The sequence below is a fragment of the Pseudomonas sp. OVF7 genome (assembly GCF_030644265.1).
GTDB classification, from domain to species: Bacteria; Pseudomonadota; Gammaproteobacteria; order Pseudomonadales; family Pseudomonadaceae; genus Aquipseudomonas; species Aquipseudomonas gorinensis.
In genome coordinates this window covers 2,030,686-2,049,466 of record NZ_CP128996.1, presented here as the reverse complement: position 1 = coordinate 2,049,466, position 18,781 = coordinate 2,030,686, and the positions used below count along the sequence as shown (strand labels likewise).

At 60.4% G+C, this 18,781-nt stretch carries 15 protein-coding genes; 6 read left to right on the top strand and 9 right to left on the bottom strand.

Translation table 11 applies throughout. The annotated features are described in order from the left end of the window. Positions 1-12 precede the first annotated feature (12 nt). From QU606_RS09320 to QU606_RS09310, 3 genes are all read right to left on the bottom strand, one after another. Positions 13-2,190 carry a hypothetical protein gene (locus tag QU606_RS09320; RefSeq protein ID WP_150054618.1) on the bottom strand — a complete coding sequence of 726 codons (2,178 nt, stop codon included), beginning with the start codon at positions 2,188-2,190 and terminating at the stop codon, positions 13-15. Positions 2,191-2,394: 204 nt separating this feature from the next. Beyond that, on the bottom strand, positions 2,395-4,659 hold the full coding sequence (locus QU606_RS09315; RefSeq protein ID WP_304998330.1) for a bifunctional diguanylate cyclase/phosphodiesterase: 2,265 nt from the start codon (positions 4,657-4,659) through the stop codon (positions 2,395-2,397). A gap of 138 nt (positions 4,660-4,797) precedes the next feature. After that, positions 4,798-5,166 (bottom strand): YkgJ family cysteine cluster protein, encoded by a 369-nt coding sequence (locus tag QU606_RS09310; protein ID WP_024073893.1) that lies wholly within the window; start codon positions 5,164-5,166, stop codon positions 4,798-4,800. A gap of 253 nt (positions 5,167-5,419) precedes the next feature. Between QU606_RS09310 and QU606_RS09305 the strand changes: the two genes are divergently transcribed. Further along, positions 5,420-6,766 (top strand): MFS transporter, encoded by a 1,347-nt coding sequence (locus tag QU606_RS09305; protein WP_069075410.1) that lies wholly within the window; start codon positions 5,420-5,422, stop codon positions 6,764-6,766. Between the two features lie 171 nt (positions 6,767-6,937). On the opposite strand, the gene rapA is transcribed toward QU606_RS09305, so the two are convergent. Further along, complete coding sequence (gene rapA / locus QU606_RS09300; RefSeq protein ID WP_150055337.1) at positions 6,938-9,784, bottom strand: RNA polymerase-associated protein RapA; 2,847 nt, start codon at positions 9,782-9,784, stop codon at positions 6,938-6,940. 218 nt (positions 9,785-10,002) lie between these two features. Here rapA and QU606_RS09295 point away from each other — a divergent pair, with 218 nt between their 5' ends. Further along, positions 10,003-10,344 carry a hypothetical protein gene (locus QU606_RS09295; RefSeq protein WP_024073896.1) on the top strand — a complete coding sequence of 114 codons (342 nt, stop codon included), beginning with the start codon at positions 10,003-10,005 and terminating at the stop codon, positions 10,342-10,344. Here QU606_RS09295 and QU606_RS09290 read toward each other — a convergent pair. From QU606_RS09290 to QU606_RS09280, 3 genes are all read right to left on the bottom strand, one after another. Further along, the gene (locus QU606_RS09290) at positions 10,341-11,522 is read right to left on the bottom strand and encodes an aminotransferase class V-fold PLP-dependent enzyme (protein WP_304998329.1); all 1,182 of its coding nucleotides are present in this window, start codon (positions 11,520-11,522) and stop codon (positions 10,341-10,343) included. The genes QU606_RS09295 and QU606_RS09290 overlap by 4 nt on opposite strands. Continuing rightward, positions 11,519-11,989 carry a RidA family protein gene (locus QU606_RS09285; RefSeq protein ID WP_150055336.1) on the bottom strand — a complete coding sequence of 157 codons (471 nt, stop codon included), beginning with the start codon at positions 11,987-11,989 and terminating at the stop codon, positions 11,519-11,521. Before QU606_RS09285 ends, QU606_RS09290 begins: the two co-directional genes overlap by 4 nt. 90 nt (positions 11,990-12,079) lie before the next feature. Then, entirely contained in the window at positions 12,080-12,952 is an 873-nt protein-coding gene (locus QU606_RS09280) for a LysR substrate-binding domain-containing protein (protein WP_024073899.1), read from the bottom strand. A gap of 131 nt (positions 12,953-13,083) precedes the next feature. Between QU606_RS09280 and QU606_RS09275 the strand changes: the two genes are divergently transcribed. Both QU606_RS09275 and ccoM read left to right on the top strand, forming a co-directional pair. Beyond that, on the top strand, positions 13,084-13,245 hold the full coding sequence (locus QU606_RS09275) for a hypothetical protein (protein ID WP_017844811.1): 162 nt from the start codon (positions 13,084-13,086) through the stop codon (positions 13,243-13,245). Between the two features lie 143 nt (positions 13,246-13,388). Then, positions 13,389-13,505: a cytochrome c oxidase subunit CcoM gene (gene ccoM / locus QU606_RS09270; RefSeq protein ID WP_024073900.1), complete on the top strand. Its 117-nt coding sequence runs from the start codon at positions 13,389-13,391 to the stop codon at positions 13,503-13,505. Positions 13,506-13,692: 187 nt separating this feature from the next. Here ccoM and QU606_RS09265 read toward each other — a convergent pair whose 3' ends face one another. Next, positions 13,693-15,168 carry an inorganic phosphate transporter gene (locus QU606_RS09265; RefSeq protein WP_024073901.1) on the bottom strand — a complete coding sequence of 492 codons (1,476 nt, stop codon included), beginning with the start codon at positions 15,166-15,168 and terminating at the stop codon, positions 13,693-13,695. A 332-nt stretch (positions 15,169-15,500) separates the two neighbouring features. Continuing rightward, complete coding sequence (locus QU606_RS09260) at positions 15,501-15,701, bottom strand: hypothetical protein (RefSeq protein ID WP_003172389.1); 201 nt, start codon at positions 15,699-15,701, stop codon at positions 15,501-15,503. A 525-nt stretch (positions 15,702-16,226) separates the two neighbouring features. On the opposite strand from QU606_RS09260, the gene pcaR reads away from it, so the two are divergent. Both pcaR and QU606_RS09250 read left to right on the top strand, forming a co-directional pair. Further along, complete coding sequence (pcaR, locus tag QU606_RS09255) at positions 16,227-17,069, top strand: pca regulon transcriptional regulator PcaR (protein ID WP_024073903.1); 843 nt, start codon at positions 16,227-16,229, stop codon at positions 17,067-17,069. Between the two features lie 141 nt (positions 17,070-17,210). Continuing rightward, on the top strand, positions 17,211-18,551 hold the full coding sequence (locus tag QU606_RS09250) for an MFS transporter (RefSeq protein WP_069075415.1): 1,341 nt from the start codon (positions 17,211-17,213) through the stop codon (positions 18,549-18,551). The last annotated feature ends 230 nt before the right edge of the window (positions 18,552-18,781 follow it).

Genomic DNA, 18,781 nt, shown 5'->3' with positions numbered 1-18,781 from the left:
CGCCACACCAGCCTAGCCAGTCTTGCCGGTATGGTTATTCAGCGAGATCACCTTGGTCTTGCCGATCCGGTGACGGTAGATCTCACGCAAATACTTGATCGCCTTCTTCACGCAATCCCGTGACAGGCGAATGTCATTGATCGAGACAAACTTGTCTTTGTCATTGATCAGCTCCCGGTACTTCTTCTCGTACATCGGCTTGATCGCGTACCAGTTGGTATCGAGGATCTTCGCCGGGTTTTCAAACTCGTTGAGCAGTTGATCGATCCGGTCTTCGTCGAAATCCTCGTGGATGATGAAGTCCAGGATCGAGTTGTCCAGCGTGTCATCGAAACGGTACGGGTTACGCGCAAAGCAGCGTTTGATAAACGCCACGATCAGCGTCAGGAAGTCATCCGACAGGCACGGGCTCTTGGCGATCAGGGTGGTCAGCGACAGGTTCGCCGAGGCGCCGATTACCAGTGCGTAGCGTTTCAGGGTGGTGTTGGGGAACAGGCTGTTGAGGTGGGTCTTGAGCCGGTTCAGGTCCATGTAGGACAGCTTGTAGTCCTTGGGCAGCGAGACGATGGACACCACCGACGAGCAGTTCTTGAAGAAGTGCAGGTCATGCAGCGCCGCCGCGTCGTAGCCGGAGTTCTTGTACTGCTCCAAGGAGGCCTTGTAGCGCTTGGACTCGATCGGCAGCAGGCTGATGCCTTCGATGGCCTGGGTGACCTTGTTGAAGTGCGGCAGGTCGATCGAGCGGAAGAACAGGTCGTCGATGTTCAGGCGCTGCGGCTCTTTTTCGAAGACCTTGAACTTGTCATTCGACGGCGCCGGCGTTTCCGGGACCACCGATTCGGCGTAGGCAATCGCCACCGGCCCGGCCAGGCTCATGAACAGGTCGTTGGCGTCGAGGCGTATAGTCTCGCCAATGTCGATGCCGGCACGACGGAAGTAGTTCTGGTCGTAGTCGGTGGTCACCGCCTGGGCGGTCAGGATGTTGAAGATCTGCTGGGAGATGTACTGGTTGGCGTGTTTTTCCATGGCATTGACGTCAATGTTCTGGATATTGCCGTCGTCGCTCTCTTCGGCGTAACGCATGATGTCGTTGGAGATCAGCATCATCGCGTTCCAAGGGCGAATACGCCCCTTCACACTGGCTTCGCTGCTGTCTTCATTGTCGAAGTTGTATGAGAAGTCCCATTCTTCCGACAGGTACTTGCACAGCAGTCGCCCAGCGTTGATATGCAGCGCCTCGGACATTTCGCTGCGGTGGTCGGAAATATTCGGCAGCACACAGATGCCGCTGGTGAAGATCGGCTCGAAGACAAAGGCGTGGCCGCTCTTGCTGTCGTGTTCGTCGGCAGGCTTGGTGTCGAACGTCTTGTTCATGTACGAGTGTTGCTGGGCCAGGCCGAATTCGGACGCCATGCCCGAGCCGGTACCACCGCCGGCACTGAAGATCGAGAAGTACAGGCGCGATTGGTTGGCCTTGATGCCACAGGAGTCGATGAGGTACGAGTGGATCATCTTCCAATCGGGGCTGGAAAAGCGCTGGGTGTCTTTATTAAGGATGATCTTGGCCAGGTATTGGCCAAGGATCGGCGCGTTACCGGCGCCACCGGCATGGACTTCCGAGAGGTCCATGATTTTCATCTTGCTGTAGTCGCGCAGAAAGCCGCTTTTCTCGCCCTTGCGTGAGAAACGGATGCGCCCGGCGATGTCCTTGTCCAAGTCACCCAGCATCACCAGCGGCTCCACCAGGAACACGGGTTTGCTGGCCTTGCCGCCGCCCAGGCGCAGGTTGTTGCGGATCCATTGGGCCGGGCTGTAGCCCTTGTCGAGGGTTTTATCTTCGGTACTGAATTCGTTCAGGTAGAACTTGCGCGCGTTGTACACCAGTTCCGCCACGTCCAATGCGATGTTCGAACCGCAGCGGCCCAGGCCGATCAGGCACACCGACGGGAATTCCTGGTCGCTGTGTGGCTCGCCGTCGCCTTCCAGGTGGGGTGGGCGCGGGAACACCATGTCGCGCAGGCCATCGAGGTTATCGAGGATGCGGTCGGTATTGGTTTCGGTGAAGTACAAGTATTGCTGGGCGGCCAGCGGGCGGGCGCTGCTCAATGACTTTGAGCCTGGGTTTTTTTCCGCAGGGGCTGTCGGCAACACGTCGGAGACCACGGTGGCAGGGTTATTTTTAGAAGTCATTGGGCGCCATGTACCTGGACGGACGGCTGAAAAATATCAAATAGCCATCAATGAATGAGAGTTCGCGACTTTGCAGTGCGTCCTTATCCGGTGTAGTCGGGGTTAACCCTAGTTTTTTAAGGGAAATCCTGGCCGGACTCTGATTAATCGGCCGTTTGTCGGCGTTCTTTAGGGAAGTGATGGCGAAATGCCAAAACATCGGCGTCATCGGATTGGCCTGATGACCGAGGTGGAGCCGGTACGAGCGGTGGCGGGGTCCTTCGGCGATGGCGTGTGCTTGGCGCCGGCAACACTGAAGGGGGAGAGCGGAGTGCGCCTGTGGATACCTTGGATGACCCCGATGATATCGCGGGCAGGCACCGCCGGACTCAGCAGGTAGCCTTGGATGAAGTCACAGCCATGCTTGAGCAGCAGTTCGAATTGCGCCTGGGTTTCCACCCCTTCGGTCACGACCTGCAGGTGCAGGGTGTGGGCCATGCCGATAATGGCCTGGACGATTTCGATATCGGCGTTGGACTTGGGGATGTCCTGGATGAACGAGCGGTCAATCTTCAAGGTGTTGAGCGGCAGGCGCTTGAGATAGGCGAGGGAAGAATAGCCGGTGCCGAAGTCATCGATGGCCAGGGACACACCCAGGGCGCGGATCTGTCGCAACAGTGCCAGGGTGCTGCTGATATTGCCCATCAATGCATTTTCGGTGACTTCCAGTTCCAGGCGGTTGGCGGCGATCCCGCTGAACCGCAGGGCATCTTCGATTTCATCGGCCAGCTCATCACGTGTCAGGTTCAAGGCTGAGCAGTTCACGGCCATGGTCAGCTCGGCGTAACCCTTGTCCGACAACAGGCTCAAGTCGTGGCAGGCCTGGCGCAGTACCCAGTGGTCCAGTTCGGCAATCAGCCCGTTGCTTTCGGCAATGCCGATAAAGCGCTCGGGTGTCAGCAAACCGTGTTGTGGGTGCTGCCAGCGTACCAAGGCTTCCAGGCGGGTGACCTTGCCCCGTTTCATGTCGAAAATCGGTTGGTAGAACAGCACCAGTTCGTTGCGGGCACGCAGGGCAGCGCGCAACTGTTCTTCCAGTTGCAGTTCGAGGAAGGCGCGGGTCTTCAGGTTGGAGCTGAAGAAGTTCAGGCTGTTACGGCCTGAATCCTTGGATTGGTACAGCGCCAGGTCGGCGGTTTTCAGCAGTTCTTCGCAGGTCAGTCCGTCGTCGGGAAACAGGCTGATACCGATGCTGGTGGTCATCACCATGCGCCTGCCGGCGAGTTCGACGGGCTCTTTCATTTTTTGCATGATGCGCTGGGCCAAATGCTGCGCTTCATCGCGGTGGTGGACGTTGATGAGGATGCAGAACTCATCGCCGCCAAACCGCGCGACCACATCGGCGTGGCTGCGCACCGAGCTCTTGATATGCCCGGCCAGTACGCTGAGCAACTGGTCGCCCGCGTCATGCCCGAGGCTGTCATTGATGCGCTTGAAATGGTCGATATCGAGGAAAATTACCGCCAACATGCCGTCGTGAGCGGTTTTTTCCGCGAGTTTCTCCGCGAAAATCTGATTGAAGCCGCGGCGATTGAGCAGGCTGGTCAGCGCATCGTAATGGGCCACCTGTTGCAGCGAGGCGCGGGCCTGGTCCAGTTCGTCGAGCAGGGCGTTGACCCGGCGCAGGTCACGTTCCTTGTGTTGCAACTTCTTGTCCGCCAGGGCCGCGCTGATGCTGCTACCAATCACCAGCAGCGTGATCACCGCCACTGACAAGCCCAATTGGATGGGGTTATTGTCCAGCGGCAACGAAAGGTCGGCCCCGGCGGGTACCAGCATTTGCATGGCCGCCATGCCGGTGAAATGCATGCTCAGGATACCGGTGCCCAGCATCAGGCTGGCGGCGTATTTGAGCAGTTGATGGAAGGTGCCCATGCCATTGCGCAGGCAGATCGACAGCAGCAACGCCGCGAGGCTCGCGGCAATGGCGATCCCTACCGAAGCCATGAACAGTCCCGGTTTGAAGTACAACTTGGCCTCGGAATCCATGGCCGACATGCCCACGTAGTGCATCAGCGCGATGCCCAGGCCCATCCAGACCGATGCCAGCAGGTACTGGTGAAGGCGCAGTTGCGCGTGACTGAGGGTTTGCATGGCGAACAGCGAGGCGATCAGGGCGATCACCAACGAGGCGAACGTCATGATCAGTTCGTAATGAATGGCAATGGGCGCCTGGAACGCCAGCATGCTGATGTAATGGGTAGACCAGATACCGCCCGCCAGGCAACCCGCGCCCAGCCAGCGCCAGTGGCGGCGGGCGGTGGGGTCTTCGACATGGCTGACACGTTCTGCCATGTCCAAGGTGCCGAAACCGGCCGCACAGGCGACCAGGTAGGCCAACAGCACCAGAAAGGGGTTATGGCTGCAATTGAGTAGTAGGTGCCCGTTCCCTGGAAGATCGATAAAAAAGTGCAGACCCAGCCATTCCATAGCGTGTCCTGTCATAGCGTCTCGTCACTGCCTACGGCGATGACCTATGAGGTCGAGTATAGAAGCCTCGCGGAATTTGCCATCAATAATGGCACTTTGCTTTGAATGATTTTGGCATGCCGTCCATAGCGTTTGATGCTAAGCGCTGATGGGCAACTCCAGCTCGAAGGGCGGTGCCTCCAGCGGTGCCAGACCAAACGCGGCGCGGGCGGCGTCGCAATCGAGGTTTTGCACGCCTTGGTTCCACGACGAATCGAACTCACGGCACACGCTGGAGCGCTGCTCGTAGATCGTGCAACGGGTGGCCTGGCCCACTTCGCCCTCAAGGCTGCAGCAGCGTGCGGGTTTCTGGTCGGTACCGATCATCGCCACGCGCGTGGGGTTGATCTGGACCACCAGGTCATCGGGCACGGTGCCTCCTGACGAGGCGCACTCCCCCCAGAAGAAAGACACACGAAAGTGTGAACAACAGGCACCGCAATTCAGACACGGACTGGCTTCGGACATGGGCGTCATCGATTAGAAAGGGAAGTGGGGTTGTGACAGGAAGGCTCGCCATTCTAATCGTGCCGTGGCCATTGGGAAGAGGGGAGCGCGCTTATATTTTCCGTAGGGAAAGTCCCGTAGTTCCGGGTGAAATCATGCCCTATCAGCTTTACGAATCATTACAGACAACCGCGACGTGTCTGACTATGTTGCAGGGACCTGAGCAGGATGCATCGGGCATCGCAGCTCTCATAACAATAAAAGAGACGGACCCATGCAGAACTCGACCCAAGCGGAGAATGCCTGGCGCATTCTGTTCCTGCTGTTCCTCGCCAACCTGTTCAATTTCTTCGACCGCACCATTCCTGCGATCATCATCGAGCCGATCCGCATGGAATGGCACCTGAGCGACTTTCAGCTCGGCATCATCGGCACCGCCTTCACCATCGTCTACGCCATTGCCGGCCTGCCGCTCGGGCGCCTGGCCGACACCGGTTCACGCAGCAAACTCATGGGCTGGGGCCTGTTCGCCTGGAGCGGGCTGACGGCGATCAATGGCATGGTCGGCAGTTTTTGGACCTTCCTGCTGGTGCGCATGGGCATCGGTATCGGCGAAGCCAGTTATGCGCCGGCGGCCAACTCGCTGATTGGTGACCTGTTCCCGGCCCACCGCCGCGCACGGGCCATGGGGATCTTCATGCTGGGCCTGCCCTTGGGCCTGCTGCTGGCGTTCTTTACCATTGGCGCGATGGTCAAGGCGTTCGACAGTTGGCGTGCGCCGTTCTTTATCGCGGCGGTGCCGGGGCTGATCCTGGCGGTGTTCATGTTCTATATCAAGGAGCCCAAGCGCGGCGCGGCAGAAACCGTGCAGGTCTCCCAGGAACGCGTCGACCGCCCGATCCGCCGCGTGTTGGCGGTGCCGACCTTCCTCTGGCTGGTGCTGGCCGGGCTGTGCTTCAACTTCGCCACCTATGCCTGTAACTCATTCCTGGTGCCGATGCTGCAGCGCTATTTCCTCATGCCATTGCAGGAAGCGGCCGTTGCCACAGGGGTGATTGTCGGCGTCACCGGCTTGGTGGGCCTGACCTTGGGCGGCTGGATTGCCGACAAGATCCATCAGCGCATTGCCAATGGTCGCCTGCTGTTTGCCGCGTTCAGTTTGATCATCTCCACCGTCACCACCGCCTGGGCCTTGCATGCCGGGCGTATTGAAATCGGTGTGTTCGTCGCACTGTTCAGCGTGGGCTGGCTGTTTGCCTACAACTTCTATACCTGCGTGTACACGGCGATCCAGGACGTGGTCGAACCGCGCCTGCGGGCCACGGCGATGGCGCTGTTTTTCGCTGGGTTGTACCTGCTGGGCGGCGGCATGGGGCCGATTGTGGTGGGGGGCTTGTCCGATCACTTTGCGCATTCGGCGATGTATGCGGCGGGGGCCGAGCAGATGACTGAGGCTTACAAAGCGGTGGGGTTGCATGACGCCATGTATCTGATCCCGGTGGCGCTGTTCCTGACCATGCTGTTTCTGTTCCAGGCCTCGCGCAGTTTTGTGCGCGATGCCAAGCGGATGAAGGAGGGGTTGGCGGCGGTGGAGGTGCCGGCTGCTGCTGCGACGGCATGAAACCGTGGTGACTCTATCGGGGGCAAGCCCCCTCCCACAGTTGACCGAGTTGGCTGATCAATGTGGGAGGGGGCTTGCCCCCGATGAGGCCCGCAAAGCAAAAGCTGTTCTCAAGTGAATAAAAAAGGCCCGCATTGCGCGGGCCTTCTATTTAGCAGGGCAGGGCAGCAATCAACCTGCCACCAACACCCGAATCGCTTCCAGTCGCAGCGCCGCCTTGTCGAGCATGGCCAGGCCTTGTTCGCGTTGCTGGCGCAGGGCAACCAGTTCGCTGTCACGCACGGTCGGGTTGACCGCTTGCAACGCGGTCAGGCGCGCCAGTTCTTCGTCGGTGTCCGCTGCCAGGCGGCGCTTGGCCTCGGCCACACGCTCGGCGTGGCGCGGGGTGATTTTCTCTTCACCGGCATTGATGCGTGGTGTGAGTTGGTCGCGCTGGGCCTGGACGAACTTGTTGGCGCTGGCTCGTGGCACGCTTTCGAGCTGGTCGTTCAGGGTTTCGAACGAGACGCGACCGGACAGGTCATTGCCGTTGGCGTCCAGCAGGCAGCGCAGCGCGGCCGGTGGCAGGTAGCGGCCCAGTTGCAGCGAGCGCGGGGCAACCACTTCGCTGACGTAGAGCAGCTCCAGCAGTACGGTGCCCGGCTTGAGCGCCTTGTTCTTGATCAGCGCCACGGCGGTGTTGCCCATGGAGCCGGACAGCACCAGGTCCATGCCGCCCTGCACCATCGGATGTTCCCAGGTGATGAATTGCATGTCTTCGCGTGACAGCGCCTGGTTGCGATCGTAGGTGATGGTCACGCCTTCGTCGTCGCCCAGGGGGAAGCTGGCGTCGAGCATTTTTTCGCTGGGCTTGAGGATCAGCGCGTTTTCCGAATGGTCTTCGCTGTCGATGCCGAACGCGTCGAACAGGGTTTCCATGTAGATCGGCAGGGCGAATTGGTCGTCTTGCTCAAGAATGGCCTCCACCAACGCATCGCCTTCACCCGCACCGCCGGAGTTGAGCTCCAGCAAGCGGTCGCGGCCGGTATGCAGTTCCTGCTCCAGGCGCTCGCGTTCGGCACGGGCCTCGTCGACCAGGGATTGCCATTCGCCATCGTCGGCGTTTTCCAGCAGCGGCAGCAGGCGCGGGCCGAACTGATGCTGCAAGGCGTTGCCGGTCGGGCAGGTGTTGAGGAAGGCGTTCAGTGCTTCGTGGTACCACTGGAACAGGCGCTCTTGCGGGCTGGTTTCCAGGTAGGGCACGTGCAACTCGATCACATGCTTCTGGCCGATCCGGTCCAGGCGGCCGATGCGCTGTTCGAGCAGGTCGGGGTGGGACGGCAGGTCGAACAGCACCAGGTGGTGGGAGAACTGGAAGTTGCGGCCTTCACTGCCGATCTCCGAGCAGATCAGCACCTGGGCGCCAAACTCTTCATCGGCGAAGTAGGCGGCGGCGCGGTCACGCTCGAGGATGTTCATGCCCTCGTGGAACACCGTGGCCGGGATGCCGGAGCGCACACGCAGGGCGTCTTCCAGGTCCATGGCGGTTTCGGCGTGGGCGCAGATCACCAGGACCTTGGTGCGCTTGAGCATTTTCAGTTGGTCGATCAGCCACTCGACCCGTGGGTCGAAACGCCACCAGCGGTTTTCTTCCTCGACGTCCGGCTGCGACTGGAAGCTGACTTCCGGGTACAGCTCGGCGTGTTCGCCCAGTGGCAATTCGAGGTATTCGTCCGGGTTCGGCAGCGGGTAGGCGTGCAGCTTGCGCTCCGGGAAACCTTGTACGGCGGCACGGGTGTTGCGGAACAACACGCGACCGGTGCCGTGGCGGTCGAGCAACTCGCGCACCAGGCGCGCGCTGGCTTCGGTGTCGCCATCGTTGACGGCGGTCAGCAGCGCTTCGCCTTCGTTGCCGAGGAAACCCTGGATAGTCGTGTGCGCGGCCGGGGAGAGGCGGCCCTTGTCGAGCAGCTCCTGCACGGCTTCGGCCACCGGGCGATAGTTCTCGCTCTCGGCGCGGAAGGCCTGCAGGTCGTGGAAACGGTTCGGGTCGAGCAGGCGCAGGCGCGCGAAGTGGCTGTCCTGGCCCAGTTGTTCCGGGGTGGCGGTGAGCAGCAGCACACCGGGAATCACTTCGGCCAGTTGCTCGACCAGGCTGTATTCCGGGCTGGCCTTGTCTTCATGCCACACCAGGTGGTGGGCTTCGTCGACTACCAGCAGGTCCCAGCCGGCGGCGAACAGCGCGTCCTGGGCTTTCTCGTCGTCCACCAGCCACTCAAGGGCGACCAGGGCCAGTTGGGTGTCTTCGAACGGGTTGGCGGCATCGCTTTCGATAAAGCGTTCTTCGTCGAACAGCGCAACCTGCAGGTTGAAGCGGCGGCGCATTTCCACCAGCCACTGGTGCTGCAGGTTTTCCGGGACCAGGATCAGCACACGGTTGGCGCGGCCGGACAGCAGTTGGCGATGGATCACCAGACCGGCTTCGATGGTCTTGCCCAGGCCCACTTCGTCGGCCAGCAGTACCCGCGGCGCGATACGGTCGGCGACTTCGCGGGCGATGTGCAATTGGTGGGCAATCGGCTGTGCACGTACGCCACCCAAGCCCCACAGGGAGGATTGCAGCTGGCGGCTGGTGTGTTCCAGGGTGTGGTAGCGCAGCGAGAACCAGGCCAGTGGGTCGATCTGCCCGGCGAACAGGCGATCGCTGGCCAGACGGAACTGGATGAAGTTCGACAGCTGGGTCTCCGGTAGGGTGACCTGTTCGTTCTGCCCATTGAGGCCGTGGTAGACCAGCAGGCCGTCGACGTCGTCGACTTCTTGCACGGTCATTTTCCAGCCTTCGAAATGGGTGATGCTGTCGCCCGGCGAGAACCTCACGCGGGTGAGGGGCGCATTCCGTAGCGCATACTGGCGCGTATCGCCAGTGGCCGGATAGAGCACGGTCAACAAGCGGCCGTCCTGTGCCAGAACGGTGCCTAACCCCAGCTCTGCTTCGCTGTCACTAATCCAGCGTTGCCCCGGTTGATACTGCTGCGCCATGCTGCCTGACTCCCGCCGTGAAAAAGCCGACTATCTTAACGGAACAAGGCCCTCATCCAAAGGACTCTGACAAAAACTACTGCGTTTGCACGGTGGTCCGCTGCTGAATCGACGGGTGGCGGGCACTTGCGAGTGTCGACTGGGTCACAGGTTGGCGTGCTTGAGCTCAAGTCGCCCTGCAACCCGCCGACAGCCTGTTGATCAGGAGAATAATCACTATGCTGCCACCCATGCTGCCCGTCAGTGTTGTGCCGGTCACGTCACAACTCGACCCGGTGCGCCAGAAGCCGGACATCCCGCCCGTGGTGCCCGTGCAGGCGGGCTCGAACGAAAGCACCATCGACCTGAAAAAGGGCGATGCCGAGCAGTCGACCTTTTTGCTGCGCGAAGAACAGCGCCGCCAGCAAGAGCAGCAAAAGCGCCGGCGTGAAGCCGACGCGGACGCGGAGCAGCACCTGGCCATTCCTGGTGATGTGCTCAACGCCGACAACACCGTACCGGTGGTGCCGCTGATTGAAGACGCGCCGCGCCAGGGGCTGTGGGTGGACGTCGAGGTTTAATCGCGCAACTCGCGCAAGGCTGTCAGCAGCACCTCGATATCGTGGTCGTTGTTGAAGGGGCTGACGGAGATGCGCGCGATGCTGCTCAGGCCGCGCGCCTGCATATCCAGCGGGGTGTAGGCCACACCGTTGGCGCCGATGTTGATTCGCTTCAATCCCAGCCGCCGCTTGAGTTCGAAGGCGTCCCAGCCGGCGAGGTTGAAGGCGATCAAGCCTGAGTGCGTAGCGCCCAAGTCATGCAAGGAAATGCCCGGTATCTGGCGCAGTGCTTCACGGATCCGCGCGCTGGTCTGCCTGACGCGTTCCCAGGCCCGCTCGATCCCCAGTCGATTGATCTCCTGCAGTGCGTTACCCAGCCCCGCCAACAAGGCGGCGGACACTTCGCTGGTTTCAAAGCGCCGGGCGTCGTTACGCAAGTCGTAGCCGTTGGCGTTCCAGGGGGCCGAGAACACATCGCGCTGGGCGGGGTTCAGGTGCTGGAGAAACGCCGGCCGCACATACAGCAGCGCCGTGCCGCGCGGCCCGCGCAGGTGCTTGCGGCCGGCCGATTTGAGCACATCGCAGTGCATCGCCTGCACATCCACCGGTACCTGGCCGACAGCTTGACCCGCGTCGACAAAGTAGGGAATGCCATGGCGCCTGGCGACGGCGCCGATGGCTTGGGCGGGATTGATCAGGCCGCCATTGGCCGGGAGCCAGGTCAGGTCGATCAGCTTCACGTTTGTATCGATCATCGCTTCCAGGGCCACCGGGCAGACCGCGCCGGTTTCATCGCAGGGGATGACCTCGACCCGTGCGCCGGCATGCACCGCCAGTTCCATGCTCGCCAGGTTACCGCCCCATTCGTGGCGGCCCACCAAAATGCGCTCGCCCGGCTGCCAAGGGCCGAGTGCCTGGAACGCCATGCTCCAGGCCGTCGAGCCGCTGCTGGCAAAGGCAATCGACGAGGCGGGCGCATTGAGCAATTGCCCGGCGGCGCGGCGGGCTTGCTCTATCAGGGCCGCACCGTGTTCGCCGGCTTCCATGGGGCCGTCGCGAGCTTCACGCTGTAATTGTTCGATGATGGCATCGAGGGTTGCCTGGCTGGGTAAGGACGCGCCGGCGTGATTGAAATGCACGATGCCGGATAGGCAGCCAGGGGTGTTGTCCCGCAGTTGCTGGACTTCAAGCGGGCTCACGGTTGCAACTCGAAAATGGCGTCCACTTCCACCGCCACGCCGGCGGGCAGGCTGGAAACGCCGACGGCGGTGCGTACATGCCGGCCTTTTTCGCCAAGGGCATTGACCAGCAGGTTGGATGCGCCGTTGGCGACGCCACTCTGCTGCTTGAAGTCGGCGCTGCTGGCGATAAACACACCCAGGCGCACTGTGCGCACCAGGCGCGACAGGTCGTCTTCCAGCGCCGCGCTCAATTGCCCCAGCAGGCCCAGCGCCGCAAGCTGTGCGGCCTGGGCGCCTTCTTCATCGCTGAGGGATTCGCCCAGCCGGCCCACATAGGCAGGTTTGCCCTCCACCAGAGGAATCTGTCCGGAGATGAACAGCTGGTTGTGGCTGATGACATGATTGATGTAGTTGGCCGCCGGTTGGCTGGGGGAAGGCAGCGTCAAGCCAAGGGCGTGCACACATTGGCGGATGGAAGTGCTCATGTTGAATCCTCTTGGGTCGGGAGGATTCAGCATGGTGGCCGTGGTGGTCGGCGACAAACGGATAGATCTCATGGGACGTATCGAAATAACTCACGCGTCGGTGCAGGCTTGCTGCAACCACTCGCTGAAACAGCGGGCGGCCTCATTGGCAGGGCCCTGGGGGGTAATCAGCCAGTAACCGATCGCGCTGTGATAGGGCGGCCAGTCGAACGCCTCCACCAGGCTGCCGTCCTGGAGCCTGCGCTCGATCAAACGGTGACGCCCCATGGCGATGCCCTGGCCGGACACGGCGGCTTCGACCACGATGTTGTAGTCGTGCAGCATCACGCGGGGGTGTTGATCGAGGTCGACTCGATAATGCGCGGACCAATCCGTCCATTCGAATGGCCGGTGCGAGGTGGCCATCAGCAAGGGACCGTGATGCAGTTGGCTGGCTTTGAATGCCGGGCTGCATACCGGTGAGAGTATTTCAGGCATCAGCCGTATGGCCTGCACGTCGGGCCAATCGCCCTTGCCGTAACGGATGGCCAGGTCGATCGTTGTTCCGTCGACGTTCGCCAATTGAATCGCCGGCAACAGTTCCACCTGGATATGCGGGTAACGGTTGAGAAACCCGGCCAGGCGCGGTGCCAGCCATAAGGTGGCAAAGGATGCGAGCAGGCCGATGCGCAACACTGTGGCGCCAGGGGCGACCCGTTGGGTGCGGGTGGCGGCCGCGATGGCATCGAGGGCGGGGCGGATTTCGTCGTAATAACGCTGGCCGTCGGCTGTCAGGTCGATCGCGCGGGTACGCCGGATAAACAGCGGCTTGCCCAGGTGCTGTTCGAGTTTTTGCACCTGGTGGCTCAAGGCGCTCTGGGTGACCGACAACTCATTGGCCGCCTTGATAAAACTCAAGTGCCGTGCCACCGCTTCAAAGGCGCGCAGGGCGAGCAATGGGGGAAGGTCCTTGAACAGTGCCACCTGGGGGGCCTCCGGGTGCGGGCTTAAAGTGCCGATTTTGGGCGATGCCTCGCCTTTTGTCGCTCGCTGATTTGCCGCCGGACGGGGGAGGCCGCATTATTGAGGCACTCCCGCCATAACGTAGCCAAGCCATGAGTGATGACGACAAGCTGATCGACCTGAATGCCGAACGTGCCAAACGTGTGCATGACCTCAATGACAAACGCCTGAATGAAGTGCGCCAGGCATTTGAACAGGCGATGCCCTTGGGGAAAGTTAAGAAAAAGCCGAAGAACAAACCGAAAAAGCGTTGAAAGGGCCTGCATTTATTGATGCAGGTCAGTTATTACCCTTCTTTACGCCCCGTTGAGGGCGACATTGATCCTCGTCAATTTTCCAGAGTGCCTTCTCCATTAACTTAGCCCTATCGCAACAGGGCAAGTGCAGGAGGCCGGTCATGTTTTTCGATAATGTGGTGTTCGCCGGGGTGCTGACTGTAAGCCTCATGGTGATGTTTTTTGTAGGGTTTGGATTTTTTATCTGGAAAGACGCACATAAGCGTAAAAAACCATAAGTTTTTCCGGATTACATGAGCACGCAAGGCATTTTGGGCGACTTCGGTCGCCCTTTTTTTTGCCTGCGATTTAATCAACACCCCATTTGAACTGAGTCCGGTGGCGCAGCAGTTTAAGGACGGGACACACGCATAAAAAAAGGTGCGACCCTCGCAGGTCGCACCTTTATTTTTTGCGGGTTGGCTATCAGCTACCCAGTGCCTTGGACGCCAACCAGAACAACCCGGCCGACAGGCCTACGGTGGCTGGCAGGGTCAACACCCAGGCCATCAGGATGGTCTTTACGGTACCGCCTTGCAGGCCGCTCTTGTTGGCAACCATGGTGCCGGCGACACCGGAAGACAGTACGTGCGTGGTCGAAACCGGCAGGCTGAAGATGTTGGCCAGGCCGATCATGCTGGCGGTGGTGATCTGCGCCGACATGCCCTGGGCGTAGGTCATGCCCTGCTTGCCGATCTTCTCACCGATGGTCAGTACCACACGCTTCCAACCCACCATGGTGCCGAGGCCCAATGCCAGGGCGACCGCGAGGATTACCCAGAACGGCGCGTACTCGGTCGTGGCGGTCAGGTCTTTGCGCAGCTTGTCGAGGTCGGACTTCTCACGCGCATCCAGGCCCGGCAGCTTGCCGACTTTCTTCGCGGTGTCATCCAGGCATAGCAGGTAGCGACGTACCTCTATGCGCTGGTCGGCATTCAGCGAGTGGTAATCGGAAACGCCTTTCAAGGTGTCCACGAGCGCGTTGATGGTCGGCTCGGTCTGCTGCGGGTTGCAGCGGAACTTGCCCGGCAAGTCATCCTTCACGCTTTTCCCCAAGGCCAGGAACTCGCCCAGGGTTTCGTGGTTGCGCTGGTAGAACTGATTCAAGTGCACGGTGGCGTCGCGGGTGCGCTCGATCTGGTAGGTGGTGCTGCCCAGGTCGAGGACGAACTGTGCCGGTACGATGCCGATCAGCACCAGCATGATCAAGCCGATACCTTTCTGCCCATCGTTGGAGCCGTGCACGAAACTCACGGCCATGGCGGAAATCACCAGGACCAGGCGGTTCCAGAACGGCGGGTGTTTCTTGTCGTCGAGCTTGCGGCGCTGGTCCGGGGTCTTGTGCATCTTCGACAGCGGGCGCCACCACTTCAGGCCGAGCAGCACCAGGGCGGCAACCAGGAAGCCGGCCATCGGCGAGAACACCAGGGAGGCGCCGATATCGATCGCTTTCTGCCAGTTCACCCCGTCAGCCAGGGGAATGTCATTGATCAGGGCGTTGGCCAGGCCGACACCAAGGATTGAACCGATCAGGGTGTGGGAGCTGGAGGCGGGGATACCGAAGTACCAGGTGCCCAGGTTCCAGGTGATCGCCGCCGCCAATAAAGAGAAGACCATCGCCAAACCATGGCCGGTGTTCACATTGATCAGCAACTCCACCGGCAGCAAGTGCACGATGGCGTAGGCGACACCGACACCACCGAGCAACACGCCGAGGAAGTTGAACACCCCGGAGAAGAACACGGCCAGGTGCGGCGGCATGGCTTTGGTATAGATGACTGTGGCCACCGCATTAGCGGTGTCATGAAAGCCATTGATGAACTCGAAGGCGAGGACAAAGGCCAGGGCGAGCAACAGGCTCACGAGAACCCAAGCATCCAGTCCGCTGAATAAATCGATCATGAAGGTTTTCTGACCCGGTCGTAAGGGGGCGCGATTATGCCAGAAAACCTCGGTAATCGATGCACTAGCTGCTCATTGGTAACAATCTTCATTGAAAAAACACGGGCAAAAGGTGCTCATCCCAGGCTTTTCGGGGCTTTGGCAAGTCTTTGATTTATAAAGCGCACAGCTGAAAAGGTGCGGTTTTGTCACCTTATCGTCATGTCTGAAACATTTGTACGAAATTTCCCTGGGGCGGCAGGGTGCTGAGCCGTGGAGGCTCATGCAAGGTGCCCTCCGCCGGCAATAAGCCGGCAGAGACAGCAAGACCCTGAGGACTCGAACCGAAGTGCTTATGGCTCTTCGGCCTTGAGTTCCTGTTCAATCTTTTGGATTTCCTGGGCAAAGGCCTGATCGAGCAGACTGGCTCGTTTGCGCCATGGCTTGCGTTCTGGCTCAGGCTGGGCGGCGTAGGTGGTGACTTCCCCGCCGTAAACGTCCTTGTAACGTTGCTCCTGGCGCTCAAGTTCCGCGCGCAGTTCATCTTTCGTCACAGTGCTACCTAATTGAGTTGAGTTTAATTACCGTGCAGCGGTGGAGCTGAAAATTGCCCTCGGCGTATTTCAATGTTGAACAGTCAAACTGTTCAAGTTTGAATAATTGACCAAAGGTGACTTCGTTAAACCGGTAGTGATAACCGGCGACGCGTTCCGCATGCACCGCCTGCGAGCTCCGATCCCGATAGTGATACCGGGCTGACCTCTGCACAGGTTGCATTATAGCGGCGCATTTGAATAACTCTATCACCATAAAGTTAAAAAACGTCAACTTGCTGTGAGAGTTTTGTTACATGTACGCGTCAGTATTTCGCTGGAAAACCGGCGCCATCATTTTTGCGCTCTTGTAAAAGTTGTCGCGGCCTGTCCGATATTTCTCTACGTCCAGGTTGATTGCGATAATCGAATGATCGTCCGATAATCGCCCAATGTTGTTGGCCCAAGCTTGTGCCTCGCGTCTGGCACGGCTTTCAATAGTGACCAACCCTTCCAGCGGTTGAAAATAAGAGAAAGGATCCGGAAATGAACGATCAATTGCGCAACTCCTTCGCGTCAGCGGCGCCGCCGATCGTGGCTTCGCCCGCCAAGCGCATCCAGGCGTTTACCGGTGATCCAGACTTCATGACCTCCCTGGCCCGTGGCCTGGCCGTGGTGCAAGCGTTTCAGGAGCGCAAGCGGCACCTCACCATCGCCCAGATCAGTCACCGCACCGAAATCCCCCGCGCCGCCGTGCGACGTTGCCTGCACACCCTGATCAAGCTCGGCTACGCCACCACCGATGGGCGTACTTATTCGCTGCTGCCCAAAGTCCTGACCCTGGGTCATGCCTATTTGTCCTCCACGCCCCTGGCGGTCTCTGCGCAACCTTACCTGGACCGTATGAGCGAGCAGCTTCACGAAGCCTGCAACATGGCGACCCTTGAGGGCGACGACATCCTCTATATAGCCCGTTCCGCCACGACCCAGCGCCTGATTTCCGTGGACCTGTCGGTGGGCGGGCGCTTGCCGGCATATTGCACGTCCATGGGCCGCATCCTGCTTGCCGCGTTGGATGACGCCTCGCTGCAGGACTACCTCGACCACGCCGACCTGCAAACCAAGACCAGCCGCACCCTGACCACCCCCGAAGCCTTGCTCGAATGCCTGCAACAAGTACGGCAGCAGGGCTGGTGCATCGTCGACCAGGAGCTGGAGCAGGGCCTGCGCTCCATCGCCGTACCGGTGTACGACGCCTCGGGCCAGGTATTGGCCGCGTTGAACGTCAGTACCCACGCCGGGCGGGTCAGCCGCAGCGAGTTGGAGCAGCGCTTCCTGCCGAGCATGCTCAGCGCCAGCCGCGAGTTGAGTGCGCAATTGTTTGCTTAAGCTGTTCGGTGACCGCACAGATCCCGGTTTGATGAATTGACGGTGTTTCCCCTGGCTTATTACTGTGCGGCAGCGCTCTAGCGCCACAATAATAACGACGACCCCAGGTCGTCAGCCCGCCATCGGTGTGGAATAAAAACAATGAATCAACCTTCTGTCGGCACCACACTGGACGTCCAGGCCTTTATCAATGCCCAACCCTTGTCACGTTATCAGTGGCGCGTGGTGATCCTGTGTTTCCTGATTGTCTTCCTCGATGGCCTCGACACGGCTGCCATGGGGTTTATCGCGCCTGCATTGTCCCAGGACTGGGGCATCGACCGCGCCAGTCTCGGTCCGGTGATGAGTGCCGCATTGATCGGCATGGTGTTCGGCGCCTTGGGCTCCGGGCCACTGGCTGACCGCTTCGGGCGCAAAGTGGTGCTGGTGGGGGCCGTGCTGGTGTTTGGCGCCTTCAGTCTGGCCTCGGCCTACAGCACCGATGTCGATCAATTACTGGTGCTGCGCTTCCTGACCGGGCTGGGCCTGGGGGCCGGCATGCCGAACGCCACGACCCTGCTCTCGGAATACACCCCGGAGCGCCATAAATCGCTGCTGGTCACCAGCATGTTCTGCGGCTTCAACCTGGGCATGGCCGGCGGCGGGTTTATCTCCGCCAAGCTGATTCCGGCATTCGGCTGGCATAGCCTGTTGATGATCGGCGGAATCTTGCCGTTGATCCTGGCGCTGGTGCTACTGGTGTGGCTGCCGGAATCGGCGCGTTACCTGGTGGTGCGCAATCGCGGCACCGACAAGGTGCGCAAGACCCTGTCACCCATTGAACCCAGCCTTGTCGCCCAGGCCATGGCCTTCAGTGTCCCCGAGCAAAAAACCGTCAAGGCGCGCAACGTGTTTGCGGTGATCTTCTCCGGCACCTACAGCGCTGGCACCTTGTTGCTGTGGCTCACCTATTTCATGGGCCTGGTGATCGTTTACCTGCTGACCAGTTGGCTGCCGACCCTGATGCGCGACAGCGGCGCCAGCATGGAACAGGCAGCGTTTATCGGTGCGTTGTTCCAGTTTGGTGGTGTATTGAGCGCGGTGGGCGTGGGCTGGGCGATGGACCGCTTCAATCCCCACAAGGTCATTGGCACTTTCTACTTGCTGGCCGGAGTGTTTGCCTACGCGGTAGGGCAGAGCCTGGGCAATATCACGTTGCTCGCGACCCTGGTGCTGATCGCCGGGATGTGCGTCAACGGCGCGCAGTCGGCGATGCCGTCCCTGGCTGCGCGCTTCTACCCGACCCAGGGCCGCGCCACCGGTGTGTCCTGGATGCTCGGCATCGGCCGCTTCGGCGCGATCCTCGGGGCCTGGATGGGCGCCACCTTGCTGGGCCTGGGCTGGAATTTCGAGCAGGTACTCACGGCGCTGGTGATCCCGGCGGCATTGGCCACGGCTGCGGTGGTGATCAAGGGCATGGTCAGCCACGCCGACGCAACCTGAGGCCTGGCACGCTCAAATGTGAGAGTGGGCTTGCCCCGACAGCAGTGGGGCGGCCAATACATCGGGTGGCTGATACACCGCTCTCTGGGGCAAGCCTCCTCCCACGTTGACCGCGTTTGGCTGAATGATTAGCGAGGTAACAATCTGTTCGATAATCGAACGCTGAGTCGATTATCGGATTGTTTGGCCCATTTCCCCGGCTTAATCTTCAAGCACTTCGGCGCCACCTC

Coding starts and splice junctions, on each gene's coding strand:
- QU606_RS09250 (WP_069075415.1), top strand. CDS start 17,211: ATGAATCAACCTTCTGTCGGCACCACACTGGACGTCCAGGCCTTTATC.
- QU606_RS09310 (WP_024073893.1), bottom strand. CDS start 5,166: ATGTCCGAAGCCAGTCCGTGTCTGAATTGCGGTGCCTGTTGTTCACAC.
- rapA (WP_150055337.1), bottom strand. CDS start 9,784: ATGGCGCAGCAGTATCAACCGGGGCAACGCTGGATTAGTGACAGCGAA.
- ccoM (WP_024073900.1), top strand. CDS start 13,389: ATGTTTTTCGATAATGTGGTGTTCGCCGGGGTGCTGACTGTAAGCCTC.
- QU606_RS09320 (WP_150054618.1), bottom strand. CDS start 2,190: ATGACTTCTAAAAATAACCCTGCCACCGTGGTCTCCGACGTGTTGCCG.
- QU606_RS09265 (WP_024073901.1), bottom strand. CDS start 15,168: ATGATCGATTTATTCAGCGGACTGGATGCTTGGGTTCTCGTGAGCCTG.
- QU606_RS09305 (WP_069075410.1), top strand. CDS start 5,420: ATGCAGAACTCGACCCAAGCGGAGAATGCCTGGCGCATTCTGTTCCTG.
- QU606_RS09285 (WP_150055336.1), bottom strand. CDS start 11,989: ATGAGCACTTCCATCCGCCAATGTGTGCACGCCCTTGGCTTGACGCTG.
- QU606_RS09295 (WP_024073896.1), top strand. CDS start 10,003: ATGCTGCCACCCATGCTGCCCGTCAGTGTTGTGCCGGTCACGTCACAA.
- QU606_RS09315 (WP_304998330.1), bottom strand. CDS start 4,659: ATGGAATGGCTGGGTCTGCACTTTTTTATCGATCTTCCAGGGAACGGG.
- QU606_RS09275 (WP_017844811.1), top strand. CDS start 13,084: ATGAGTGATGACGACAAGCTGATCGACCTGAATGCCGAACGTGCCAAA.
- pcaR (WP_024073903.1), top strand. CDS start 16,227: ATGAACGATCAATTGCGCAACTCCTTCGCGTCAGCGGCGCCGCCGATC.